We start from the raw sequence: 25,177 nt of genomic DNA, 5'->3' as shown, positions 1-25,177 counted from the left end.
CCATTCTAGCGGAGGTGAAACCGGGAAACCTTCCAACCCCCTGCATGCTGCATTCTGGAGAGCGGCGGGTGCAAGTCCGGTGGCGTGCGTGACATAGGCCATAGGTTGGGATCAGGTCACCGATGGGGTGCGGTAGCATGTCGGGAGATCCACACTCTCCAGGGACGTCAAGATGATCGGCACGCGTTGGTGGCTACTCCTACTCTTGTCTGTTGCTGCGTCGGTTGCGCAGGCCAAGGACGACAAGCCACCGCCGGATCCGACGGCGGATTCCTTGTTGATCAGCGCGGGATTCCTGACCCACCACCCGGACATGAAATACCGTCTGCTGGGCATGGAGGCTTACAAGGAAAAGCGTCATGAGGACGCGCTGCGCTTCTTCCGGCGTGCCAGTTTTTATGCCGACAAGCCATCGCAGGGCATGGTGGCGGAGATGCTCTGGAACGGCGAGGGCACGCCCCAGGATCGTCCGCTTGCTTACGCGTGGATGGACCTGGCGGCGGAGCGCGCTTATGCGGGATTCCTCGGCATGCGGGAACGCTATTGGAATACGCTCACGCGAGAGGAACGCACCCGTGCCCTGCAACTGGGCGAAGAAGTCTATGCGCGCTTTGGTGATGCGGCGGCGAAGCCGCGGTATGAGGCGCAGCTGCGTCGTGGACGCATGCAGTTAACCGGAAGCCGCACCGGATTCGCCGGCAATGTGCAGATCCTGATTCCCGGCCCCGAAGGTGGGCAGAGTATCGACGGTTCCAAGTTCTACGACGAGCGCTACTGGGATGCCAAGAAGTACTGGGCCTACACGGACCAAGTATGGGCTAAGCCGCGGATCGGTCGTGTGAGCGTGGGTGACGCGGAGCAGGTCAACGAGACGGAGGCCGTCGACTCACGTATCCGCGAGACGCGTCCCGATCTGGACGCCCAAGAGCCGGACGTGCCGGAAGAGCCGGTCTCGCTCCCCGGTGTGATCGTTCCCACCAAGCCTTGAGCACGGTGCCGTGCGCGGAAGCTGGAATTCCGCGCATGGCGAAACTCCATTTCGAATATTCAGCCATGAACGCCCGCAAGACCACCACGCTGTTCCAGTGAGCGCACCCCTCGCGAGCGTGATGCCGCCGCCTGACGACCGGACGGCAGCGCGTTGTGGGGGATTGAGGCCGTGCATGGGGGCTTCCGTTGGGCGGGCATTGTAACGGCGGAGCGAAGGGCCCGGCCCGCTTGACAGTACGGGCCGTTGCCTGCTTGACGGTGCCGGTGGCGTGGGTGCAGTCTGGCTCAGAACGTCTGTTGGCGGGTGGCGGTTCCGGATGCGGGGTGCGCCCCATGCAGGCCGCTGTCCTGTCGGCCCGAATCGGCCGCGCATGCAGTCGGTTGCCGCCCGAGACCAGACAGGTGCGTTCACGAGGCGTGCGTCGCATACCCGATTGTCCACACGATCATCCGTGCCGGAGTTTCTTCATGACGACTTCAAGTCACTGCCTTGCGATCCTCCTGCTGTTGGTAGCCGCGGCGTCTTCCCCGCCGGCGCAAGCCGGTGGCGCCTCCGGCCAGCCCCAGGACGCTGCCGCCGAACACGGGCTGAGCGGACAAGAAGGGTCGGATCTTGCGCAGTATTTCCGCGAGCTCGGCGTCGAGGCGCAGCGCGAAGGCCGCCAGCAGCGCGCGCATGAGCATTTCCTGCGTGCCGCCCGCCTGGCTGACAAGCTGTCGCAGGCGGCCATCGCCGAGCAGTACTGGCAGGGGCAGGGCGTGGACGCCGACCGCGTGCTGGGATACATCTGGATGGACTTGGCCGCCGAGCGGGGCGCGCCGGCCCTGATCGCACTGCGCGAAGCCTATTGGCAGGGCCTGACGGCGGACGAGCGCACGCGGGTGCCCGCGTTGGGGGCGACGTTGTATGCCGTCTACGGCGATGCGGCCGCGCAACCGCGCGTGGCCCAGGAACAACGGCGCGAGAAGTACCAGATCGTGGGGAGCCGCGTCGGCTGGGACAGCAACGTGGATGTCTGCGTCGGGGCGCGGAAGGACGCCTACAGCGGCTGCGTGACGGCCAAGCCCGCAGAGGCGGTGCGCGGCAAACCCTGAAGCGCACGCGCGCTGCGCGATGCGCGATGCCGCCTGCGGGGCGGCCCGCTAGAATCCCCGCATGGCCAAACTCTACTTCTACTATTCGGCGATGAACGCCGGGAAGACCACCACGCTGCTGCAGTCCGCGCACAACTACCGCGAGCGCGGGATGCGGGTGGCGATCCTGACGCCGCGGCTGGATGACCGTGCCGGGGCGGGCGTGGTGGCGTCCCGCATCGGCCTGCGGTCCGAAGCGACCGCCTTCGAGCGCGGCGACGACCTGGAAACCTGGATCCGCCGCGACATTGCCGCGCATGGCCGGCTGGACTGCGTGCTGGTGGACGAGGCGCAGTTCCTGACCCGGTCGCAGGTATGGCAGCTCAGCGAGGTGGTGGATGCGCTGCGCATCCCGGTGCTCTGCTACGGGCTGCGCACGGATTTCCGCGGCGAGCTGTTCGAAGGCAGCCAGTATCTGCTGGCCTGGGCCGATGAGCTCACCGAGATCAAGACCATCTGCCACACCGGCAAGAAGGCGACCATGACCGTGCGCGTCAACGCGCAGGGCCATGCCGTGCAGGACGGTCCGCAGGTCGAGATCGGCGGCAACGAGCGCTACGTGTCGGTCAGCCGCGCCGAATTCAAGAAGATCGCGCGTGGTGAAGGCCGCATCGACCCGCTGCAGGCATCGCTGCCGCTGGAGTGAGCCGCGCCCGTCACCGGCACGCCGTGCGGATGGCCTGCGCCTCGCGCGGAATGGTGCCGCCGTCGGGTTGCCGAACGCGCAGTTCGCTGATCAGCGCGTCCAGCTCCCGACGCGCCTCTTCACCCTGCCCCAAGCGGCAGCGCGCCTCGCCCAGGTAGGCGCGTGCCAGCCAGCGCAACTTGGGGGCTTCGCTGCCTTCGCCGGGGTGTTGCGCCAGTGCCTGCAGCGGCGCGATGGCATCGGCGGGCTTTCCAAGGCGCGTCTGGTGGTGTGCCATCGACAGCTGGGCGAACCAGGTGCGCGGATGATCGGGTCCGAAGCCGACCTGGGTCAGCCGTACCGCGCGATCGAAGCGTTCGCTCGCCGCGGCCAGGTCGCCCTGGGAGGCGAGGACTTCGCCGATCATGCGGTCCGTCTCACCCACCAGGGGATGACTGGCGCCGATGGTGGCCGCGCGCAGCTGGCGCGCCTCTTCCAGCGCCGCCAGGGCGTCGCCATACCGGCCCGCGCTGTGCAGCACCATGCCGTAGTTGAACAGGCCGCCGGGCAGGATCTGGGCGCTGTCCGGTGCCCGCCAGATCCGGACCGCGCGCGCCACGTAGTCCACGGCGGCCGAGTAATCTCCCCGCTCCCACGCGACGATGCCCATCGAATTCCAGCTGGATGCGGTGTCGCGGTGGGCCGGGCCCATCGATTCCAGGGTCAACGCGTGCAGGGTGCGCAGCTCCTCGTCGGCGATGCGCAGCTCGCCCAGGTCCACGTGGATGGCGGCAACGTGCCGGCGCAGGGCCTGCGTGGTCGGATGCTGTGGGCCCAGGATCTCGCGGGCCAGTGCCCCCGCGCGCTGGTAGTTCGCCAGCGCGGCATCGGTCTCGCCGCGATTGCGGTACAGCATGGCCAAGCTGCGCTGGATCTCCACCGCCAGCGGATGCCGTGCATGCCCGTGTGCCTGCAGGTGCGCCAGCGCGGCACGGTAGCCGCGCACGGCGGCATCCGCGTTGCCCAGCTCCGCATCCAGCGTGGCCATGTCGCGCAGGTTCTCCGCCACGCCCGCTTCGTCCTTCAGCGAGCGGCGGATATCCAGCGAGCGTTCGTACATCTGTCGCGCCACCTGGCGTTCGCCGGCATCGGCATGGCAGCGCCCGCTCTGCGACATGAACTCCGCCACCGGCAGCGGAAACCGCGACTGCAGCGCCTGCAGCCGGGGCGACATTGGCGACATCACCACCAGGCATTGCCGCGACTGGCCCAGCAGGCGCAGCACGCGCCCGTGCTGCGTGGCCGACTCCAGCCGCAGGCTGTCGGGGGCATCGTCCACCACGGCCAGCAGGCGCGATTGTTTTTCCAGCAGCGCCAGCGACTGGCGGTAGTCGCCCAGGCCCAGGCGCAGGCGTGCGATCAGTCCCAGCAGTTCGGCGTGCGCCAGTGGCTGGGCGCCCAGTTCGCGTTGTCCGCGGCGCTCGCCGGCCGCCAGCAGTTCTCGGGCATCGAACGTGCTGCCCTGCTGCGAAGCGCTGGCGTTGTCGAACAGCCCGATCACGAAATCCTGCATCGCCTGCGCGCGCGCGGCCTCGCGCACGGCCTGGCGTCCCTGCCAGACGCTGGCCGCAAGCGCCGCCACCAGCAGCAGGCCCACCACGCTGCCGGCCGCCAGGGTCCAGCGGTGCCGCGACGCGTACTTGCGCATGCGGTAGCCCAGGCTCTGCGGCCGTGCGTGCACGGGGCGTCCATCCATGTGCCGCTGCAGGTCCAGCGACAACGCTTCCACCGACGGGTAGCGCTGCTCCGGTTGCTTGGCCAGGGCCTTGAGCGCGATGTTGTCCAGGTCGCCGACCAGCTTGCGCGCGTTGCGGCGCGTCTCCGGGCAACGCGCACGGCTGCCGTCGGTGGTGCGCAGCGTGGCGACGGAAGGTTTCAGCGGTTCCACCGCCAGGATGGCTTCCTCCCACTCCGCATCGGTCTGCCGACGCAGGCGGTAGGGCTTGGTGTCCGCCAGCAGCTCGTACAGCACCACGCCGAGCGAATACACGTCGGTCATGGTGGTGACCAGCTCGCCGCGGACCTGTTCGGGTGCGGCGTAGTGCAGGGTGAAGGCACGCACTTCGGTGCGGGGGTGCACGGGGGCGGGTTCGGGATCGTCCAGCAGCTTGGCGATGCCGAAGTCGAGCAGGCGCACGTCGCCGTTGGGCGTCACCAGGATGTTGGACGGCTTCAGGTCGCGGTGGACGATCAGGTTGGCGTGCGCATGGCTGACCGCTTCGCAGACCTGCAGGAACAGCTTCAGCCGGCCATCCAGCAGGATGTTGTTGGCGGCGCAGTACTCGGTGATGGACACGCCTTCGACGTATTCCAGCGCCAGGTAAGGCTGCCCTTCGCTGCCCACGCCGGCATCCAGCAGGCGCGCGATGTTGGGGTGTTCCAGCCGCGCCAGGATCTCGCGCTCGCGGGTGAAGCGCAGGCGCAGGTTGGGGTCGGCCAGGCCGGGGCGAAGCAGCTTCAGGGCGACGCGGCGCTGGTACAGGCCGTCCGCGCGCGAGGCCAGCCAGACCATGCCCATGCCGCCTTCGCCCAGCATCGACTCCAGGCGGTAGGGCCCCATCAGCGTGCCCGGCTTCAGTTGCCCCGGCTTGTCCAGCAGGGGCTGGTCCATGAAGCTGTCGTTGTCGTCTTCCAGCGCGAGCAGCTGTTCCAGGTCGCGCGCCAGCGCCGGGTCGTCGGCGCGCAGGATCTCAAGCTGCTGCGCGCGCGCTTCCGGCTCCAGTTCGAGCAGGATGTCCAGCAGCGGGGACAGGCGTTGCCAGCGTTCGGCGTCCATCGCGAAGGCCGGAGGAGGGCTTCAGTCTTCCTGCATCGCGGACAGCAGGAACAGCCGCGCCTTCTGCCAGTCGCGACGGATGCTGCGTTCGGAACGCTGCAGCAGTTCGGCGATCTCCAGCTCGGACAGGCCGGCGAAATAGCGCATCTCGACAACCTGCGCCAGGCGTTCGTCGGCGGCGGAGAGTTTGTCCAGCGCATCGTTCAGCGCCAGCATGTCCTCGTCCAGGCGCAGGCTGCCTTCGACTTCCTCGGGAATGTCGGCCACGCGCTTCAGGTCGCCGCCGCGCTTGCGCGCCAGGCGGCTGCGGGCATAGTCCACCACCACGCTGCGCATCGATGATGCAGCGTAGGCGAAGAAGTGCGCCCGGTCCTCGAACTTGGCGTTGCCGCCGCTGCCGATGAGCTTCAGGTACGACTCGTGCACCAGCGCCGTGGCGTCCAGCGTGTAGCCGTGCTGGCCCGACAACTGGCGGCGGGCCATGGTGTGCAGTTCCTGGTACAGCGTGGCCAGCACGCGGTCCAGCGCGGCGCGGTCGCCGCTGCGGGCCGAGTCCAGCCACAGCGTGATGTCGGGTGCGTCGGCCATCCGTTTTCCCCATGATGCCAAGGTCGCGAATATAGCCCTATTCCGCGGCGCCGGCGTATACGACGGATGGCACGGGACGCGGGGTCAGCGCTGGCAGTGGCCGCACCATACGGTCGCGCGCTGGCCGATGCTCGCCTGCTTCATGGGCCGGCCGCAGCGCGGGCACGGCTCGCCGCCGCGGCCGTAGGCCGACAGCTCCTGCTCGAAGTAGCCCGGCGCGCCGTCCGGGCTCAGGAAGTCGCGCAGCGTGGTGCCGCCGCGGGTGATCGCGTAGGCCAGGATCGCCTTCACGGCACCGGCCAGCGCCACGTACCGCTCGCGCGAGACCTTGCCCGCCGCGCGCAGCGGCGAGATGCCCGCCCGGAACAGGCTCTCGGCGGCGTAGATGTTTCCCACCCCCACCACCACCGCCTGGTCCATCAGGAAGGCCTTCACCGGCGCTTTCCGGCCGCGGCTCAGTTCGAACAGGTAGTCGCCATCGAACGCGTCCGACAGTGGTTCCGGGCCCAGCCCCTGCAGCAGGGCGTGCACCTCGCCGACCGGCTGCCAGAGCAGGCTGCCGAACCGCCGCGGATCGTTGAAGCGCAGCACCCGGCCGGGCCCGCCGGCCGCGTCCGCCAGGGCGATGTCGACATGATCGTGCGCCGTCACCGGCGTGTCGGCGGGCAGCACGCGCAGGCTGCCGGACATGCCCAGGTGCAGCAGCGCACTGCCCGCGGCGGTATCCATCAGCAGGTACTTGGCGCGGCGGCGGACGGCATCGATGCGCTGGCCCGGCAGTTCGCGCGCCACTTCCGCCGGGATCGGCCAGCGCAGGTCGGGCCGGCGCAGCGTCACCGCCTGGATGCGCCGGCCTTCCACGTGCGGCGCCAGGCCGCGTCGGGTGGTCTCGACCTCGGGCAATTCAGGCATGGCCGGGACCGGCTCCGTAGTAATCGCCATCGCGGCGTACCTGCACCGGACCGCCGAAGGCATGGCTGAGGTGGGCGTCGGTCAGCGTGCCGGCACGGTCGCCGTCGGCGTAGATCGTGCCCTCGCGCAGCAGCAGCACGCGGTCGATCTCTGGAATGACTTCCTCGATGTGGTGCGTCACCAGCACCAGCGTGATCCCGCGCTGCGCCAGGCTGCGCATCAGGCCGAGGAAATGCTGGCGCGCCACCAGGTCCAGGCCGGCGGTCGGCTCATCCAGCAGCAGTGCCTGCGGCGCGTGCACCAGCGCGCGCGCGATCAGCACGCGGCGCATCTCGCCGGTGGACAGCTCGGCCACCTGCCGGTCGGCCAGCGGCAGGGCACGCACCTCGGCCAGCGCCCGGCGCGCGCGTTCGCGCATCTCGTCGCTGACGTCGCGATGCGGCGGCACCACCAAGCTGGAGAAGAAGCCGGTGACCACCGCGTCTTCCACGCGCAGGAAAGGCATCTGCTGCAGGTCGAGGGTCAGGTCGCTGGTGACCACGCCCAGGCGGTTGCGCAGTTCGTTGACGTTCCAGCGGCGCAGGCCGAACACTTTCACCGCGGCATCGCCTTCGCGCGCCAGCGGATACAGCTCGCGGTTGATGAGCTTGATGAAGGTGGACTTGCCGCAGCCGTTCGGCCCCAGGATGGCCGTGTGCTGGCCCAGCGGGATGCGCAGCGACAGGTTGTGCAGCACGCGCGAGGGGCCGCGCACGACCGTGGCGCGGTCCAGTTCGAACAAGGGAGCGGCGCAGGCCGCGGTATCGGGCGAGGCGGGCAGGTTCATCGTGGGGGTGGTTGCACAAGCGCTCGCAGCGTACCTGAATACCCGCGCGCCTTCGATGAACAAACCGCGGCATCCGGCCCTCGAAGGCACCCTGCGGATCACGCGCGCCCTACAATGCCCTCATGCGCTTCCGACGCCTCCTGCCCGCCATCGCCTGCCTGCCGCTCCTTGCGCAGGCGCAGGTCAATGCCACCAGCGAGTACCTCGCGCGGATGGACACCGACGCCGATGGCCGGGTCAGCCTGCTGGAATTCCAGGACTGGATGACCTACGCCTTCGACGCGCGCGATGGCGACAAGGACGGCGTGCTGTCTTCCGCCGAACAGCCCGGCGGCAAGGGCCAGCCGATCACCCGCGAACAGCACCGCGAGCGCCTGGCCGCCACGTTCCGCAAGCAGGACACCAACCGCGACGGCCATCTCAGCGCGAAGGAACTGGCCGCGCCGCCGCAATAACGGTCAGGTGTGCAGCAGCCGTCCACCGGCGAATGCCCAGTTCTCCCATGTGGTTTCCTTGAAGCAGACCATGACGTTCTCCGGGTCGAAGCCGCCTGCGCCCAGGCGTTGCATCAGGTCGGCCAGCAGCGCCCGCTTCACCTTCACGCTGCGGCCGGCCGACCACAGGATCTCGATCAGCACGAAGTCCTCGTCGCGCGCGGTGGCGACGTCGGGGTACGAGGGGTCGTAACGGAAGTCTTCGGCGGACAGTTCCAGCACGCGCTGGAACCGATCCGTGGCGGGAACGCCGGACGCCACCAGCGCCGCATGCACGGCCTCCAGCACGGCGGACTTGAAGGCGTCGTCCTTGGGCTTGCGCACAGTCAGGGTGATCAGCGGCATTGCATGCTCCGGTGGGTCGTCGGGGGTCCATGGTACGCAGGCCGCGGCGGCGTGGCGCACAAGAAAACGCCGGCCACGAGGGCCGGCGTCGGGGGTGCGCCGGACAGCGTCCGGCGCGGGGGAGGAACATGGCCTACTTGGTGATGTCGACCTGGTTGGTCTCGCGCAGGAACAGCGTGCCGATGATCAGCGTCATCACCGCGATGCCGATCGGATACCACAGGCCGTAGTACAGGTTGCCCGTGCCCGCCACCAGCGCGAAGGAGATCGCCGGCAGGAAGCCACCGAACCAGCCGTTGCCGATGTGGTACGGCAGCGACATGGAGGTGTAGCGGATGCGCGTGGGGAACAGTTCCACCAGGTACGCGGCGATCGGGCCGTAGACCATGGTCACGTAGATCACCAGCACCCACAGCAGGAACAGCGTCATCGGGATGTTGATGCGCGCGGTGTCCGCCTTCTCCGGATAGCCGGCCGACGTCAGCGCGCCCTTAAGCGCCGTGCCGAATTCGCCGGACTTGGCCTTGGCGTCATCCTTCGAGAGCCCGGCGGCCTCGTAGGACTGCACCTGGTTGCCGCCCACCTGCACCTGCGCGATCTGACCTGCCGGACCCGGCTGGATTTCATGCGGTACGCCGGCCTTCGTCAGCGCGGCCGTGGCCACGTCGCACGAGCTGGTGAACTTGCGGATGCCGACCGGATCGAACTGGAAGCTGCAGGTCTCCGGATCGGCGATGACGATGGCGGGCGACGAACTGCGGGCTTCTGCGATGGCCGGGTTGGCGTAGTGGGTGATGCCCTTGAAGATCGGGAAGTAGGTCAGCGCGGCCAGCAGGCAGCCGGCCATGATGATCTTCTTGCGGCCGATCTTGTCCGACAGCCAGCCGAAGAACAGGAAGAATGGCGTGGCCAGCAGCAGCGCACCGGCGATGAGCAGGTAGGACACGGTCGGGTCCACCTTGATCATGCTCTGCAGGAAGAACAGCGCGTAGAACTGGCCGCCGTACCACACCACGGCCTGGCCGGCGGTGGCGCCGAACAGCACCAGCAGCATCAGCTTCAGGTTGCCGCCCTGCAGGCTGTCGCGGAAGGGCTTCTTCGAGCCCTTGCCCTCGGCCTTCATCTGCTGGAACAAGGGCGACTCGGCCAGCTGCAGGCGGATCCACACGGAGACGCCCAGCAGCACGATGGAACCCAGGAACGGAATGCGCCAGCCCCAGTCCTCGAACGCCTCGGTGCCCAGCGACAGACGGCAGGCCAGGATCACCGCCAGCGACAGGAACAGCCCCAGCGTGGCGGTGGTCTGGATGAAGCTGGTGTACAGGCCACGCTTGCCCGGTGGTGCATGCTCGGCCACGTAGGTGGCCGCGCCACCGTATTCGCCGCCCATCGCCAGGCCCTGTGCCAGGCGCAGGATGATCAGGATCACCGGCGCTGCGAAGCCTATCGTCGCGTAGTTGGGCAGCACGCCGACCAGGAAGGTCGAGATGCCCATGATCAGGATGGTGACCAGGAACGTGTACTTGCGGCCGATGCGGTCGCCCAGGCTGCCGAAGAACGCCGCGCCGAACGGACGCACGAAGAAGCCCGCGGCGAACGCCAGCAGCGCGAAGATCATGCCGGTGGTTTCGTTGACACCGCTGAAGAACTGCTTGGCGATGATGACGGCCAACGACCCGTAAAGATAGAAGTCGTACCACTCGAACACGGTGCCGAGGCTCGACGCGAAAATGACCTTTTTATGGCCTTGCGTCAGCTCGCTGCCGCCGGCTTGCGGAATGCTGGTGGAGCTCATGTGGATTCCCCTCAGAAGGTGTACTTGACGTGGGTGTGCAGGCGCTTCAGGTCGCCTTCGCGCTCATCCTCAAGCGAACGTTGTCCGTAGATCAGCTCCGCGCCGATGTCCAGTTTCGGGAACGGCGAATAGATGATGTTGGCGTGCATCGACTGCGTGCGCTCGGTGACGCCGAACCCGGTGATGGCGATGTCGTTGTCGAAATGCGCCGCCGAGTACATCACGTTGGTGCGGACTTTCGGGCTGAACACATGGCGCCAGGCGACGAAGCCGCCGTAGCCATCCAGCGCCTCGATGTCGCCACCGGCATCGGTGACCACGTCGCTGCCGATGCCGAAGCCCAGGTAGCGGCCGATGCCCTGGCCGGCGTTGACCGCGTAGCGCAGGTCGTCGCTCTTGCCCAGGTTGAACTTGCCCGACACGCTGACCGCCGCACCGGTGTCGGTTTCCTCCAGTGCCTTGAACTGGCGCAGCAGGCCGGCCACGCTGAAATGACCCCAGTCGCCCTTGGCCTGCCAGCGGGCGGTGACGTCAGGCATGACGTTGTCGCCGCTGTTGAAGCGCGTGCCGCCCAGGTAGGGCGTGACGGTGGTCTGCGGGTTCTCCACCGACACCGACCACGGGCCCTTGGTGTAGCGCAACTGCGCCTGCCGCACGAAGACCGTGCCGTCGGTGGGACCGACGAAGTCCACCGCATCCGGCAGCGCGGCCACGTCCATGAAGTTGGACCAGGTCTGGCCGGCCAGCCAGTTGTTCCAGGTCACGTAGGCCTGGCGCAGGCTCACCGCGTAGGTGTTGGTGGCCACTTCGTTGCCGGCCAGCGCATTGCTGCCGCCACCGAAGAAGTCCATTTCCACGTAGCCCTTGAACTTGTCACCGCTGTCGGTCACGTGGTCCGCGCTCAACCAGAAGCGCGAGAACTGCGCGTGGAAATCGGTGTACGGGTCGCCGCCATCCGCGGTCGCGCCGCCGACGGGAATCGTGCTGGGCACGTAGAACAGGCGGCCGGACGAACCATCGGCGATGCGGCCGTCGCTGGTGTCGGTCACCATGGCGTCCATCTTGATGAAGCCACCGTACGAGAACGCCGTGCCCGGATTGGCGGCGGTCATGATGGTGGTGTTCTGGATCGGTTGCTTGCCGGCCGGCACGGGCGCCGGCAGCGCCGCCTGCTTGGCCTGCACCTGCGTCACCTGTTCCTGAGTGGTGGTGATCAGGGTCTGCTGCTGTTGCTGCGACGAGAGCAGCAACTGCACCTGCCGCTCCAGTTCGGCCACGCGGGCCTCCAGGGCTTTCTCCTTGGCGGTCTGTGCGAAGGCCATGCCCGGCGCGATCAGTGCGACGAAGAGCGCGGCGGCCAGTGGCCGTCGCACCATGAGTGCGGAACGTTTGGTCATAACCCCTCCCGAAAGGCTAATGGCCGCGTTGCGCGGCTGGACCGCAGACTTGCGCCAGAGCCTCGCTGTCGCCTATTCGCCATTAGTCGTAAGTGCATCCCCGTCGGCCCCGATTCCCGCCGTTGCGCGCTCTCCGGCGCGACCGGCGTGGCAAGGGCCATGGATTTAAGACCAAGGTCTAAGCCGGTTGCTGCAATGCCGCACGGTGGAATGCGTCAAACTCGCGGCCTGCCCCCGGGTCTCGCGGCCCATCGTGCCTTGCTGTCAGAATCACCTGCTTCACTTGAACGTCTTCGGGAGGACGCCATGACTGATCTGTATCCGGTCAATCCGGAATTCGCCGCCAGCGCGCGCATCACGCGCGAGCAGTATCAGCGCGACTACCAGGCCTCGATCGACGATCCGGAGGCGTTCTGGGGCAAGGCCGCGGAACGCCTTGAGTGGTTCAGGAAGCCGACGCAGATCAAGGATGTCAGCTACGCCCTGGACGAATTCCGCATCCGCTGGTTCGCCGACGGTGAACTCAATGCCAGCGTCAACTGCCTCGACCGCCAGCTGGCCGAGCGCGGGGACAAGGTCGCGCTGCTGTTCGAACCGGATGGTCCGGACACGCCGTCCTATGGCGTCACCTACCGCGAGCTGTACGAGCGCACCTGCAGGCTGGCCAACGCGCTGCGCGCGCTGGGCGTGCAGAAGGGCGACCGCGTCACCATCTACCTGCCGATGATCCCGGATGCGGCGGTGGCCATGCTGGCCTGCGCGCGCATCGGCGCCATCCACTCGGTGGTGTTCGGCGGGTTCGCGCCCAATTCCATCGCCGACCGCGTGGCCGACTGCGGCAGCAAGCTGATCATCACCGCCGATGAGGGCCTGCGCGGCGGCAAGAAAGTGCCGTTGAAGGCGAACGTCGACGCCGCACTGAAGCTGCCGGGCACCAACTCCGTCGAGACCGTCCTGGTCGTGCGCCACACCGGCGGCGCGGTGGACATGCAGATGCCGCGCGACCGCTGGTTCGATGCCGTCGTCGACGCGCAGCCGGCCGAGTGCGAGCCCGAGCGCATGAATGCCGAAGACCCGCTCTTCATCCTCTACACCTCCGGTTCCACGGGTAAGCCGAAGGGCGTGCTGCATACCACCGGCGGCTACCTGCTGTACGCGGCGTACACGCACGAAGCCGTGTTCGACCTGCGCGAGGACGACATCTACTGGTGCACCGCCGACGTGGGCTGGGTCACCGGCCACAGTTACATCGTCTACGGCCCGCTGGCCAACGGCGCCACCGCGGTGATGTTCGAAGGCGTACCCAACTATCCCAACGTGTCGCGCTTCTGGGACGTCATCGACAAGCACAAGGTCACCATCTTCTACACCGCGCCCACCGCGATCCGCGCGCTGATGCGCGAAGGCGAGGCGCCGGTGAAGAAGACCTCGCGCGCCTCGCTGCGCCTGCTGGGCAGCGTGGGCGAGCCGATCAATCCGGAAGCCTGGCGCTGGTACTACGACGTGGTCGGCGATGGCCGCTGCCCGATCGTCGATACCTGGTGGCAGACCGAGACCGGCGGCATCCTGATCACCCCGCTGGCCGGCGCCATCGACCTCAAGCCCGGCTCGGCCACGCTGCCGTTCTTCGGCGTGCGCCCGGCGCTGGTCGATGCCAATGGCGAGCAGCTGGAAGGCGCCACCGAAGGCAATCTGGTGCTGCTGGATTCCTGGCCGGGCCAGATGCGCTCCGTGTACGGCGACCACCAGCGCTTCATCGACACGTATTTCCGCACCTACCCCGGCACCTACTTCACCGGCGACGGCTGCCGTCGCGACGCCGACGGCTATTACTGGATCACCGGCCGCGTCGATGACGTCATCAACGTCTCCGGCCATCGCATCGGTACCGCCGAGGTGGAAAGCGCACTGGTCGCGCATCCCAAGGTCGCCGAAGCGGCCGTGGTCGGCTTCCCGCACGACATCAAGGGGCAGGGCATCTACGCCTACGTCACCCTCAAGGCCGGCGAAACGCAGAGCGACGAGCTGCTGAAGGAACTCGTCGCGTGGGTGCGCAAGGAAATCGGCCCCATCGCCACGCCCGACCACCTGCAGTGGGCGCCCGGCCTGCCGAAGACGCGCTCGGGCAAGATCATGCGCCGCATCCTGCGCAAGATCGCCGAGAACGCGCCCGACCAGCTCGGCGATACGTCGACGCTGGCGGACCCCTCCGTCGTCGCCTCGCTGGTGGAAGAGCGCAAGGTGAAGTAAGCCATCCGCAGGGGAGGGCGGATGGAGGCGCACAGGACGGACGGCCGTCCGCCCTGTGCAGACAACGCAGTACGGACTACCCTTTCTCCCCCGATGGAACGCCATGCCATGCCGACCCTGCTGATCGCCGACGACCACCCGCTGTTCCGTGAAGCACTTCGCGGGGCCGTGCAGCGCGTGCTGCCGGGCGTCAAGCTGCACGAAGCCGACAGCGTCGATGCGCTGTACGTGCTGGTCGATGCGCACCCGGACGCGGACCTGCTGCTGATGGACCTCAACATGCCGGGCGCGCATGGCTTCAACGCGCTGGTGCACCTGCGCGCGCTGCACCCGCAGCTGCCGGTGGTCATCGTGTCGGCACGCGAAGAGCCCGCGGTGATGCGACGTGCACTGGACCACGGCGCGCTTGGGTTCATCCCCAAGTCGGCCGATTCGGACACCATCGGCGAAGCCATCGGTGCGGTGCTGGAAGGCGAGCGTTGGGCGCCGGATGAGGCGCACAACGCGCCGGCGACCTCACGCGACGAACAGGAGATCGCGCAGCGCCTGCGCGACCTGACGCCGCAGCAGTTCAAGGTGCTGCAGATGCTCGGCGCCGGCCGCCTCAACAAGCAGATCGCCTACGACCTGGGCGTGTCCGAAGCCACCATCAAGGCGCACGTCACCGCCATCCTCCGCAAGCTGGGCGTCACCAACCGCACCCAGGCCGTGCTCGCCGCCGGCCGCCTGGCCGTGGAGCCGGACGGCATCGTGCTGCCGCCGGACGAGGATGGCTGAGGCCAGGCCTTGGGCGGTGCTCTAACCGACGCCGTGACCGACGGAACAGGCTGCGCCACTCATACAGAATCCGATGAGTGAGTCAAAAGACCCGCTTTCTCACGCAAATACCAACGCGCTTCATTCTTCCCGTCGGCAGGCAGGTCCATAAGCTTCCCGATATGGTTTTCCCAGGCAGCGCTGCAAGCCTTCCACGACCTCCACATTCAAGGGCCAGGGCATCGTGGTCTTCGTTCCATCGGGCAGCGTCATTTCCAGCTTTCCTTCCTTCAGGGTTTCGCCGGGCGGCGCGGGCGTTGCCTTCATCTCGACCAGTGCCGCGTCCAGTGCCAGGCGGTCGCCGCGCAGGAACGCGATGGTCGCATCCGCATAGGCGTTCCAGCCGAAGTCTTGTTGCCTGGGCTTGTACGACTGTTTGAAAAGGGCGATGGCCTGCGTGTACTGCCCCGAGAACGCTCTGAGCTGTCCCTCGTGCCAGAACAGCAGCGGGGATACCGATCCATGCGCAGACCGATAGTCTGCAATCAGGTCCGCCGCTGCCAGTTCACACGTCTGCCTTGAGGCGAGCGCACGCCAGCCACCGCCGCCAACGCTGAGATCCTGATCGAACTTCTGCTCGTCCAGCGCGAGCATGGCGGCCCTGTCGAAGGTGCAAGCGTCCTGGCTGACGCCATCTCTCTGGAAGGCGTTGCTGCTGCAGGCGGACATGACGGCCACCAACAACGGAAGCGCCGTGCCCCAGCGCAACCGAAATCCACTTCCTGCGGCTGGGGTCGCGTGATCGATGCATCCGCAAGGAGGTTCCGACGGGAATGCACCGTCAGTCATCCTGCGACTCCACCACCACCGCAGTGCCATAGCACAGCACCTCGGTCAGGCCGGACATCAGCTCCGTGGCGTCGTACCGCACGGCGATGATGGCGTTGGCGCCAAGCTGCCTGGCGTGCTGCACCATGTCGCGGTACGTGTCGTAGCGCGCCTGTTCGCACAGCTCCGTATAGATGGTGATGTTGCCCCCGAACAGCGTCTGCAGCCCACCCAGGAAGTTGCCGACGATCGAGCGGGAGCGCACGGTGATGCCACGCACCACGCCCAGGCTGCGCGTGGTGCGGTAGCCGGGAAGTTCCAGCGCGGTCGTGACCATCGCGTCATTCAGCAGCACGGCCGTGGTGCGGGAGGTCGAAGAATTGTAGGGGTCTGCCATGGGGGGTCCCGGGTGGAGTGTGGTGTCAGGCCCGCATTGAAACATGTCGTGACGGCGCATCGGCACGCAGCGGGGCGGGCACGGGCGGCGCTACTTGTGTGGCTTGCGCGGTGCGGCGGCGGCCTTCTTCGGTTTCGGCGCGGGCATCAGCGCGGCCGTCTCGAGCATCAGCGCACGGATCGCGTCGGTGTCATCCAGCAGTTCATCCACAACCGGGTAGTCCTTGGCACCCGGATACGGCGGCCGCTTCGGCAGCTCCGCGCCCAGGAGAGCCACGGCAGCGGAAGGCTTGATGAAGACGCTGTTGTCGCAGACGAACGCCACCACCTTCTCGTCCACATAAAGCGCGTACTCGCCGAACATCTTCCTGTAGGTCAGCCGGCTGCCAAGCGCGATCTGCTCCGCTACGTAGTCGATGAAGTCGCGATCGGTGGCCATGTCGCCTGAATTAAGTCATGCCGCGAAGCGGGTTCGGCTTGAATGAATTGTTAGATGGCGCCACGCGATCGCCTGCGCACCAAACGAAAAACAATCACACAAAGGAGAATGGCTGCTGCAAAACTGAAAGGGAGCGCTAGGAACCCCCAGAAAACACCCCCGGAAGTCACATTGGCGCCGTCTGGAGTGATGCAGCTCGAGTTGGTTAGCGCATCAATGCAGTCAGCGTACTTGTGATACCGCTCGTAGTATGCCCGCCAAAGTAGAGCCGCAAGAGCCGCGATCCATGCAAAGAGAATTGCCGGGTTTCGTATGCTTGGTCGGTGATTTTCTCTCATAGCCATCTAACACCTGAATTAAGCCGACCCGCGAAGCGGGTTCGGCTTGAATGAATTGTTAGCTGCCACCGACGTACTCATACACGCGGAGCGGCAGGTAACGATAAGACGACATTGCGAACTCATGAATCTCGTGCGCCACCCGAACTGGAAGACCGCACCCTAGGCAACAGAAGTCAGTGTAATCCGTCTCCCACGGCACTGCCGGGCCGGACGCGGCATCCAATGCCGCATGGATGTTTGACGTAAAGGGCTCGGGGTTCTTGCGGCCAAGCTCGAACCGAGTGGAAGTGCCGCACGCGGCGCAACGGTATGCAGCTGGGTGGCCAAAGACAGGCCGCCCAGTGAACCGGTCTTGCGAGAGGTTCATCAGCCGTGCACCTGGCTCCGTTGCAACTACATCTTCCATGGCAGCTAACACCTGAATTAAGCCGACCCGCGAAGCGGGTTCGGCTTGAATGAATTGTTAGGCATGGCTCAGAGGACCTTCACGATGAGTAGGGCAATCAGAGGGATCGCAAAGAACACCGTTGTCCCAAGAGCGTAGCAGGATGTGGCGTCCCAAGATCGGCGAAGGTAAAGGTGTACGCCGAAGCCGATGGCCGCCATGAAAATGGTGAAGGGCAGGAACAATAAGAACCAGGGGAGAGTAAGTCCGTACTGTGAGTCGTAGAGGATGTATCCGGCGACAATCCAGACTGGTAGGAGTCCAAGCGCCAAGTAGTAGAGAAGAAGCGATACGGGAGGCTTCGTCAGTTTGCTGTGATCTGCGTCCATGCCTAACACCTGAATTAAGCCGAGCCGCGAAGCGGGTTCGGCTTGAATGAATTGTTAGAGGGCGGGAACGGAGACAACGGGCACCTCTGGATCCCAATGATAGAGCTGAGAGTACCTATGCCAACCACCCTCGCTGGAGCACATAGCCATGGCGGACGATGCTAGGTGACGGCGATGCTCAGGGGCCTGAAATACGGAGTCTTGGATCAAGCGCCAAAGCTCGGCTGGGCGATCCGTGCCGAATGTGAAGTTGTAGTACGCGCCATTGTCATTGCCGTTGTCGAAGGAATGGCTCCGAACGAGATCAATCCCGCCAACTAGAGTCCGAAACGATGTGGTCAGAGCGACCATATCGATGCCAGGGGAACGCTCTGGTTGTACTTGCACGGACAAAGATCTCATTGCCGCCCTCTAACGCCTGAATTAAGCCGACCCGCAGCAGGGCGGCGACTGGGTGCGAATATAGCCGAAGGCGTGCACTTAGGCGCCGCCCTGATGCGGTTCGGCTTGAATGAATTGTTAGGTGCCGCCACGTGTAGGCCCGTAAATACCACCAGGACATGCAGAGTGGTAGAACTGCTCCTTAAGCAATGTATATCGCCCCCTAGATAACTTAACCTCTGCCGAAGGATTCAAGTCTCCGTATCCGGTCAGGTAAACAGAGACGTGGCTAGGATTGGCATCTATCACGGCACCACAAACTGTGACGTTACAAGGAAGATACTCATTGCGAATAGCCCATTGGCTTGCTGCATTGAGTATGGCCTTGCGTTCATCGAGCGGAATGTCGATTGCAGGTCTACCGGCCCAGCCCCCGAGCTCCTCCGTACAATCGCGGAGTAACTCGGCAACATTGGGATCGGGCGGATAGCTAACGCAACCGCTGAGGGCAGGCACCAGCGCTACGAGCAACATCGCGAGCTTCATAAGGCACCTAACACCTGAGTTAAGCCGACCCGCGAAGCGGGTTCGGCTTGAATGAATTGTTAGGCCTCTCCACCCGGGAGGCCCGCCGCAACAAGCTTAAGTCTTGCGATCGCCTCTGCGGAGCCAAAGCGGCCGGCCAAGCGATAACTCTCTCTTGTTGCGTCTGCGTCATCACAGACCTTGGCAAGGATGGTCTCAGCAACAACCTGGTGCGGGGCAATGCGGCCAGCGTACTTGGCGAGCAGGGCAAGCCCCTGGAAGTCCGACTCGTGACCGTCAAGCGCATATGCCCAGTAGAAATTGTCGTATCCATCGCAAAAGTCCGAGAACGACAGCTTTCCGGCGGCGCATAGCCGCACTAATCCATCGCGGTGATCCAGAGCTGCAACTAAATCTGACTCTGAAGGGTAGGAATCCATTTGAGAGGCCTAACACCAGAATTAAGCCGACCCGCGAAGCGGGTTCGGCTTGAATGAATTGTTAGGCCCCGACCGCGTACAGTCGGAGCCCGATACTCGCCTAGCTGCCACTTGGGTCGGCTCTGAACACTCGACTACGATACTCGTGCAGCCCAGCAAGCAACACATCATCCTCGGCACTGAAGATTTGAGGGCAGGGATCGCTAGGCAGAATAGCGTTTACAACGATCTGACCGAGGCGCAGGTCCGGCTCGCGCTCCCAGATCTCTCGCAGCACTCCAAGGATCTGCTCAATTCGTTGGGGATCGCGCATAAGGGGCCTAACACCTGAATTAAGCCGACCCGCGAAGCGGGTTCGGCTTGAATGAATTGTTAGGGCGCATCACTCGTCCAACTCCCAGCGCTCAGCAGTGATCTTGAGTGTGGGGCACTCCCCCTCTATGCCAGCAGCATACTCAATCTCAATGCGTACGTTCTCATCCGCGTGTTTGGCGTAATACGACTCCACTTTTCCCGTCAGATAGCTGGGAGATGCGCGGCCTGTACTTGCATAGTTGGCGGATGGATCAAGGCAAGCCAGAGCACGACCAATGTTTATGTGAGCGAACTCGGTTGAAGTGTTACTCATGAGCCATTGGCAGAAGACCTTGCCAGGCTCATATCCATCGTGTGCGCAAGACTTGCTGAAGTTGCTCCAGTCTGTTCTCAGCTCAACTGACCTCTCGGTACCAAGTTGCGTGGCGTTGGCAAATCTTGCCATTTCAGTACAAAGATGATCCTTCTCACCGACGAGTGTAGAACACCCGGTGGTTGCAAGTAGCGCGGTTGTTATTATGGAGATTCCGGCAGCTCTCATGTGCGCCCTAACACCTGAATTAAGCCGACCCGCGAAGCGGGTTCGGCTTGAATGAACTGTTAGGCGTCAACTACCTGCGCCTGTTTGATGGATACGAAGCAGAACTCACAAATAACCGCCAACATTGAGAACTCTGCAACTGCGTCACTCCAGCCTTGCTGTTCTACAACCATCACTTCGCACTCATCACACCAAGCTATCAGTTCGGTGTCTCCTGGCTCAGGCGCCGGCGCATTGAAACCAATGCTACCAGCGTCTGCCGCAGCTAAATGCTGACAAACGAAAGCACACCCCACCGAGCCGTGCGTACCGCATTTGACAACTCTGTTGAGGCAATCTGTCATTGACGCCTAACACCAGAATTAAGCCGACCCGCGAAGCGGGTTCGGCTTGAATGAATTGTTAGACCCGTTGCTCGGAAAACCAAGGCAGGCCGTGATCCTGCAGCACGCGCACGAGGTCATCGAGACAACGATCATATGTGCTCCATGTCAACGCATTGAACCTCAAATGGTAGGCATAGCCCCTACTATCTCGTAGCTTGTCGCTACAGGGGCCATTGAGGGCTAACGGATCGGGAAGTTGTCCCCTGTGCGATGCATAGTGGACGCGGATACCAATAGAGTTGTTGCGTGGCGCTCCATAGCTGACGCCCGAACGATGGAAGTGGATGACGTCGGTGAAGCCATCAGCTTGCCGCGACCAGAATCTCGTCCTGAATCTAGAAAATCCGAATGGCATGGAGCGCTTGGTGAAATCAGCGCAGGCACGATTGAATCCCTCTCGGACAATCTGAGTCGTCGACTTTGGCGATGTGTCCATACGGGTCTAACACCTGAATTAAGCCGACCCGCGAAGCGGGTTCGGCTTGAATGAAATGTTAGGCCTCAACTCGCGTGGCTGATGGAAAGCCGCACAAGCCATAGACCAATACCAAGCCAAACTAGCGCGCCGAATGTGGCACCAACCCGACCTGCTCGCGGGCCGCCAGCACCAAACCAACGAGGGCGTAGCAGCCAATGGCTCAGTAGTTTTGGCCGAAAAGCAGCCGCCCAGATTGTGACGCTGGCGTTGACGACTAACAATACTCCAAGAAGAAGCTCAACTTCAGGTGGTGCTTTCATTGAGGCCTAACACCTGAGTTAAGCCGACCCGCGAAGCGGGTTCGGCTTGAATGAATTGTTAGGCTCCATGCTGGGGCACCTGGGTCGGGGTTGCGAGATGCTCATGGACCGCAGAAAGAGTGGAAAAATATGGGTTGCCATTGATGTGATGGATGCTGGCAATAGACTCTGTCAGCGTGGGCTTGCCCGATACCTGGACCAGCCGATATGTGCCCACCAACGGTGAATCTGCCGCGATGGTTTGGAGTGAGGAACTCCGCGCTCAAAGCGTTGCCTGCGTGATCCCAGAAGATCCAGCCGCCATCCTCCACGTCGATACTCTCGCAGTACGCGATTGCCTCCGAGATTGAAGCGAATACGAACAGCGTGTTCTCGTCGGTCGCTGCAGCGAATATCATGGGGCCTAACACCTGAATTAAGCCGACCCGCGAAGCGGGTTCGGCTTGAATGAATTGTTAGGGCGCACCCACCACTCTGCCAAGCCTGCACAGACGAAAGCGGTTGCCGCCCCCAGTGCCGCCTCCGTTACGCCCGCATCTCCGCCAGGGAATACCTGCGGGAGAGTCCAGCTCAGGAGGCCGCCACTCCCTACCGTGGCCGCGAGACGGAGGATACGAGACCGAGCGCCGACTCCCGGCGAAGTACTGCGCATGTAGACAGCGACAACGCCCGTGAGGAATGCGGGAGCAAAGCCCCAGAGGTAGGCAAACACACTAAGCCCTGCCCAAGTGGAGATCCACGACCCCAACGAATAGTCTCGTGGGAACTCGGCAGTGATCGCAACGACAATCTGCCAGAGAAGCGCTCCAATCGGAGGCCCTGCAAGCGCGAACAGAGCAACCTGCTTTACCTTCGAGCTGCGCGATTGCTTCATGTGCGCCCTAACACCTGAATTAAGCCGACCCGCGAAGCGGGTTCGGCTTGAATGAATTGTTAGGCGCCACCCTACGACCCAAACCCTGCAGGAAGCAAGCGGACCTCCGTAGCCATGCAAATGCCGTTGCCGCCAGAGAGGGGGCGGACGCCCAAGACGGTGCCGTGAGGTGCAAGCTCCGCTTGAATAATGACAACAGGCTGCTCCGAGCCATCCTCAAGCACTTGGATGGCACAGCAAGGGAGAGCCATTGAGGCTGCGGCGGACTCACCAGGTACGTAGAAGACTGCGGAACCAGCAGCGACGTCAGCTTCCGTTGCCGGCCGACCGACGACACAAGGTATGTCGCGCCAGTCATTTGCTGCGATTGAGTCCCAAAGATCGGCCATGCCTGCCGTGGCGCCTAACACCTGAATTAAGCCGACCCGCGAAGCGGGTTCGGCTTGAATGAATTGTTAGGCTGCACCCAGCACCTCTGACCATACCGCAGGCGCGAGAGCAAGTACGAGAACGATGACAGGTCCAACTGCGACAGCGAGCCACAAGGAAATGCGCTTGTGCCGATAGACAGCCGCCGCAGCTAGCATGCTACCTAAGATAACAGCTCCCCAAAACGTTGAGTTGCCTCGAGCTAGCGCGACGTCGGGAAATATGAGACGGGCCGTAAGGTAGACGGCTAGGGGCGGTACTACTAGTCCGGAAGCAAACGCTGTGAACGAATGGCCGAAGCGCCAAGCTCGTGGAGCAGGTGACAGCGCCGCTTGTGGAGGCTGGTAAGGATTGCTCATGTGCAGCCTAACACCTGAATTATGCCGAGCCGCGAAGCGGCTTCGGCTTGAATGAATTGTTAGGCCAGCGTTGTACCAGAAAGAGGCGCCGGATGCAGACGAGCCGCTGGGGTGGGGTGCGCGGGGTCCGACCGGAGAGGCGCTTGCCTGGGAGCCCGTCCGAAGAGCGACCGGAAGGGTGAACTACGACGCCGTCGCCGAAGGCCAGCGATGCCACTCTGAAGCGCCAACTCAACGGCCTAACACCTGAATCAAGCCGAGCCGCGAAGCGGCTTCGGCTTGAATGAATTGTTAGGCGCCACCCGAGGGCGGTGCCCGAAGATACTTTGCCGTTTTGTACGCCGCATGGAAGTACGGCACAAGAAGGCAAAGCCAGAACTGTCCGGTTTGGGAAGTCCGCCAGAAGTAGCGGAGCCAATAAATCCAAAGAGCGAAGAGCGCGAAGTAGCACCCAACGGTTGCGACGACAATGACTAACTTGACGAAGAATCCGACGTCCTCTGGTTGTGAAATCGAGAACGCTATCAGCAGGCTGAACAATATTAGGAAGCCGATGCAAACGATGCCGAACAGGATCTTTAGTGGCTTGTCGGGATGGCTCATGTGGTGCCTAACACCGGAATTAAGCCGACCCGCGAAGCGGGTTCGGCTTGAATGAATTGTTAGGCCGTACCTGCACTAGTAAGTGATCGGCCAAAGATTAGGATCCGGGTGGAACAAGCCGTATGTACAGTACAAGGTGTAGCCGAGGTATATAAGGACAGCTGCGATGGAGAGGGCTGCAAGCCATCTACTGCGAGTACTGCGCCTGTAACGAAGAACGATAAAAGTGCATAGGCAAGCGTGGAGCGCGGCAATGACCTGGATCGCTACGCTGTTGTACCAAGCGTACTTGAACGACTCCGCACTGACAGAACGCACCTCTTGCCCAGCAATGATCTCGACATTGTGACCGCCAAGGCGATCCGTGACGAAGTTTGTGAGCGCAAATAGCGCGATTGCAATGAGATACGTCGCCGGACAGACAATCCAGAACGCCTTCCAGAGCGGAAACTGATTTCTTGAGCCATCGACCATGTTCGTGTGCGGCCTAACACCTGAATTAAGCCGACCCGCGAAGCGGGTTCGGCTTGAATGAATTGTTAGGCATCATGGCCACGAGACCTCGCACCTGCAATGCCTGCCGAAAAGAAGGTGAGCGATGCGCCTAGGACCATGAGTCTGTGCGTCATCGATCCATTGATCATCAGAGCCATAGCGAAGCCGCAAAAACCAAGCACGACGAAGCCCCAAGCAACCACTCGCGTCTCCTTGTGGTTGAGGCTGCGCGGGGCGCCAAATGCGGCGCGATAGAGCATCACTAGAAATCCTAAAGCCAGAGCGCCGCATATCCCTGCAACCAGCCAAACGCCGCGAGTTGCAAGAAAGACGGATAGCGAGCCAAACAGCGCTGCTAGCAAAGTGCTCACGCTGATGCCGGCTATGCGCTCCCGCTTATTAGGTGAACGGCTGAACTCTTTCACTTGATGCCTAACACCTGAGTTAAGCCGACCCGCGAAGCGGGTTCGGCTTGAATGAATTGTTAGGCCAAAGTTGTACCAGAAAGAGGCGCCGGATGCAGGCGAGCCGCTGGGGTGGGGTGCACGGGCTCTGACCGGCGAGGCGCTTGCCTGGGACCCCGTCCGAAGAGCGACCGGAAGGGTGAACTATGACCTCGTTGCCGAAGGCCGGTGCTGCCACTTTGAAGCACCAACCCAACGGCCTAACACCTGAATTAAGCCGACCCGCGAAGCGGGTTCGGCTTGAATGAATTGTTAGCCCTCAGCACCTGCCCAACGGGCAAGGCGCTCGTCCAAACGGGCGCGCAATGTATCAAAGCTCTCCCAAGTATCCGGCACGTGGTACGGGGTGGCTAAGCCGCTGCCCAGCGTCGCCTCGTAGTCCGCCAGAAACTGTCCATCCTCATAGTAGGCGACGGCGAACTCGTTGCCACGATCGCTAAAATCCTCGTTGGTGAGCTTACCGTCACAAACTTTTAGGAAGAAGGCGCCGGGGGTGGTTGTGCGACCGCGAAGCTCTCTAACTAGCTCAGGCTCCTCCACCGTGAACAATTCACCGCCCAGTCCGGCTAGAACCGCCCAAACCAGGAACATTCCCGTATGGGTTGCACCAGCCGAGTCTGGTAGATCAGATGGGAAGTTGCCACCGTAGTGCCATGACGCGTCGTCATATTTCATGAGGGCTAACACCTGAATTAAGCCGAGCCGCGAAGCGGCTTCGGCTTGAATGAATTGTTAGAGCGCGCCCGCTGAGGTTTAGGCGCTATCGCTCTTTAGGAAATGCATTTCAGCACGGATAATCATTGCAATGTGGCCCCAGACTAAAAGAACTGGATATATCTCATCTGATGCGACCTGTGGTCGCACTGGATCTAGTCCCTTCATAAGCTCACTATTGCGATGA

General features: G+C 63.7%; 23 protein-coding genes. 7 read left to right on the top strand and 16 right to left on the bottom strand.

Annotated features, from left to right (window positions below):
- Positions 1-172: 172 nt before the first annotated feature.
- The 3 genes from OVA13_RS13010 to OVA13_RS13000 all read left to right on the top strand — a co-directional run bounded on the left by OVA13_RS13010 (position 173) and on the right by OVA13_RS13000 (position 2,770).
- On the top strand, positions 173-988 hold the full coding sequence (locus OVA13_RS13010; protein ID WP_267790891.1) for an SEL1-like repeat protein: 816 nt from the start codon (positions 173-175) through the stop codon (positions 986-988).
- 470 nt (positions 989-1,458) lie between these two features.
- Positions 1,459-2,085 (top strand): SEL1-like repeat protein, encoded by a 627-nt coding sequence (locus tag OVA13_RS13005; protein ID WP_267790890.1) that lies wholly within the window; start codon positions 1,459-1,461, stop codon positions 2,083-2,085.
- A gap of 61 nt (positions 2,086-2,146) precedes the next feature.
- Positions 2,147-2,770: a thymidine kinase gene (locus OVA13_RS13000; RefSeq protein ID WP_267790889.1), complete on the top strand. Its 624-nt coding sequence runs from the start codon at positions 2,147-2,149 to the stop codon at positions 2,768-2,770.
- Positions 2,771-2,780: 10 nt separating this feature from the next.
- Here the strand turns inward: OVA13_RS13000 and OVA13_RS12995 are convergent, their stop codons facing one another.
- The 4 genes from OVA13_RS12995 to OVA13_RS12980 all read right to left on the bottom strand — a co-directional run bounded on the left by OVA13_RS12995 (position 2,781) and on the right by OVA13_RS12980 (position 7,911).
- Positions 2,781-5,585 (bottom strand): serine/threonine-protein kinase, encoded by a 2,805-nt coding sequence (locus OVA13_RS12995; RefSeq protein WP_267790888.1) that lies wholly within the window; start codon positions 5,583-5,585, stop codon positions 2,781-2,783.
- A gap of 21 nt (positions 5,586-5,606) precedes the next feature.
- A complete protein-coding gene (locus tag OVA13_RS12990; protein ID WP_267790887.1) occupies positions 5,607-6,173 on the bottom strand; it encodes an ECF-type sigma factor in 567 nt (188 codons plus the stop codon).
- An 84-nt stretch (positions 6,174-6,257) separates the two neighbouring features.
- A complete protein-coding gene (gene mutM / locus OVA13_RS12985; RefSeq protein ID WP_267790886.1) occupies positions 6,258-7,085 on the bottom strand; it encodes a bifunctional DNA-formamidopyrimidine glycosylase/DNA-(apurinic or apyrimidinic site) lyase in 828 nt (275 codons plus the stop codon).
- Positions 7,078-7,911: an ABC transporter ATP-binding protein gene (locus OVA13_RS12980; RefSeq protein ID WP_267790885.1), complete on the bottom strand. Its 834-nt coding sequence runs from the start codon at positions 7,909-7,911 to the stop codon at positions 7,078-7,080. Before OVA13_RS12980 ends, mutM begins: the two co-directional genes overlap by 8 nt.
- Before the next feature lie 122 nt (positions 7,912-8,033).
- Between OVA13_RS12980 and OVA13_RS12975 the strand changes: the two genes are divergently transcribed.
- Entirely contained in the window at positions 8,034-8,366 is a 333-nt protein-coding gene (locus tag OVA13_RS12975; RefSeq protein WP_267790884.1) for a calcium-dependent protein kinase 21, read from the top strand.
- A 3-nt stretch (positions 8,367-8,369) separates the two neighbouring features.
- Here OVA13_RS12975 and OVA13_RS12970 read toward each other — a convergent pair whose 3' ends face one another.
- From OVA13_RS12970 to OVA13_RS12960, 3 genes are all read right to left on the bottom strand, one after another.
- Positions 8,370-8,750, bottom strand: a complete 381-nt coding sequence (locus OVA13_RS12970; RefSeq protein WP_267790883.1) for a tautomerase family protein — start codon at positions 8,748-8,750, stop codon at positions 8,370-8,372.
- A gap of 133 nt (positions 8,751-8,883) precedes the next feature.
- A complete protein-coding gene (locus OVA13_RS12965) occupies positions 8,884-10,545 on the bottom strand; it encodes an MFS transporter (RefSeq protein WP_267790882.1) in 1,662 nt (553 codons plus the stop codon).
- 11 nt (positions 10,546-10,556) lie between these two features.
- The gene (locus OVA13_RS12960; RefSeq protein WP_267790881.1) at positions 10,557-11,942 is read right to left on the bottom strand and encodes a DcaP family trimeric outer membrane transporter; all 1,386 of its coding nucleotides are present in this window, start codon (positions 11,940-11,942) and stop codon (positions 10,557-10,559) included.
- 306 nt (positions 11,943-12,248) lie between these two features.
- Here OVA13_RS12960 and acs point away from each other — a divergent pair, with 306 nt between their 5' ends.
- Together acs and OVA13_RS12950 are read left to right on the top strand one after the other, a co-directional pair.
- Complete coding sequence (acs, locus tag OVA13_RS12955; protein ID WP_267790880.1) at positions 12,249-14,192, top strand: acetate--CoA ligase; 1,944 nt, start codon at positions 12,249-12,251, stop codon at positions 14,190-14,192.
- Positions 14,193-14,300: 108 nt separating this feature from the next.
- Entirely contained in the window at positions 14,301-14,969 is a 669-nt protein-coding gene (locus OVA13_RS12950) for a response regulator transcription factor (protein ID WP_267790879.1), read from the top strand.
- Between the two features lie 120 nt (positions 14,970-15,089).
- Here the strand turns inward: OVA13_RS12950 and OVA13_RS12945 are convergent, their stop codons facing one another.
- From OVA13_RS12945 to OVA13_RS12930, 4 genes are all read right to left on the bottom strand, one after another.
- Positions 15,090-15,677 carry a hypothetical protein gene (locus OVA13_RS12945; protein WP_267790878.1) on the bottom strand — a complete coding sequence of 196 codons (588 nt, stop codon included), beginning with the start codon at positions 15,675-15,677 and terminating at the stop codon, positions 15,090-15,092.
- Between the two features lie 112 nt (positions 15,678-15,789).
- Positions 15,790-16,173, bottom strand: a complete 384-nt coding sequence (locus OVA13_RS12940; protein ID WP_267790877.1) for a YbjQ family protein — start codon at positions 16,171-16,173, stop codon at positions 15,790-15,792.
- A gap of 90 nt (positions 16,174-16,263) precedes the next feature.
- Positions 16,264-16,611: a TfoX/Sxy family protein gene (locus OVA13_RS12935; RefSeq protein ID WP_267790876.1), complete on the bottom strand. Its 348-nt coding sequence runs from the start codon at positions 16,609-16,611 to the stop codon at positions 16,264-16,266.
- Between the two features lie 815 nt (positions 16,612-17,426).
- Positions 17,427-17,726: a hypothetical protein gene (locus tag OVA13_RS12930; RefSeq protein ID WP_267790875.1), complete on the bottom strand. Its 300-nt coding sequence runs from the start codon at positions 17,724-17,726 to the stop codon at positions 17,427-17,429.
- A gap of 165 nt (positions 17,727-17,891) precedes the next feature.
- On the opposite strand from OVA13_RS12930, the gene OVA13_RS12925 reads away from it, so the two are divergent.
- A complete protein-coding gene (locus OVA13_RS12925; RefSeq protein ID WP_267790874.1) occupies positions 17,892-18,047 on the top strand; it encodes a hypothetical protein in 156 nt (51 codons plus the stop codon).
- A gap of 665 nt (positions 18,048-18,712) precedes the next feature.
- On the opposite strand, the gene OVA13_RS12920 is transcribed toward OVA13_RS12925, so the two are convergent.
- From OVA13_RS12920 to OVA13_RS12900, 5 genes are all read right to left on the bottom strand, one after another.
- Complete coding sequence (locus OVA13_RS12920; protein WP_267790873.1) at positions 18,713-19,072, bottom strand: hypothetical protein; 360 nt, start codon at positions 19,070-19,072, stop codon at positions 18,713-18,715.
- Positions 19,073-19,454: 382 nt separating this feature from the next.
- Positions 19,455-19,928 carry a hypothetical protein gene (locus tag OVA13_RS12915; RefSeq protein ID WP_267790872.1) on the bottom strand — a complete coding sequence of 158 codons (474 nt, stop codon included), beginning with the start codon at positions 19,926-19,928 and terminating at the stop codon, positions 19,455-19,457.
- A gap of 3,077 nt (positions 19,929-23,005) precedes the next feature.
- Positions 23,006-23,317 carry a hypothetical protein gene (locus OVA13_RS12910; protein WP_267790871.1) on the bottom strand — a complete coding sequence of 104 codons (312 nt, stop codon included), beginning with the start codon at positions 23,315-23,317 and terminating at the stop codon, positions 23,006-23,008.
- A 539-nt stretch (positions 23,318-23,856) separates the two neighbouring features.
- Entirely contained in the window at positions 23,857-24,237 is a 381-nt protein-coding gene (locus OVA13_RS12905) for a hypothetical protein (RefSeq protein ID WP_267790870.1), read from the bottom strand.
- A gap of 291 nt (positions 24,238-24,528) precedes the next feature.
- The gene (locus OVA13_RS12900) at positions 24,529-24,951 is read right to left on the bottom strand and encodes a DUF7832 domain-containing protein (RefSeq protein WP_267790869.1); all 423 of its coding nucleotides are present in this window, start codon (positions 24,949-24,951) and stop codon (positions 24,529-24,531) included.
- Between the last annotated feature and the right edge of the window lie 226 nt (positions 24,952-25,177).

The sequence above is a fragment of the Pseudoxanthomonas sp. SL93 genome, from assembly GCF_026625825.1.
Lineage (GTDB): Bacteria > Pseudomonadota > Gammaproteobacteria > Xanthomonadales > Xanthomonadaceae > Pseudoxanthomonas_A.
The sequence above is the reverse complement of the archived record's forward strand: the minus strand, read 5'-3'. Positions and strand labels throughout refer to the sequence as shown.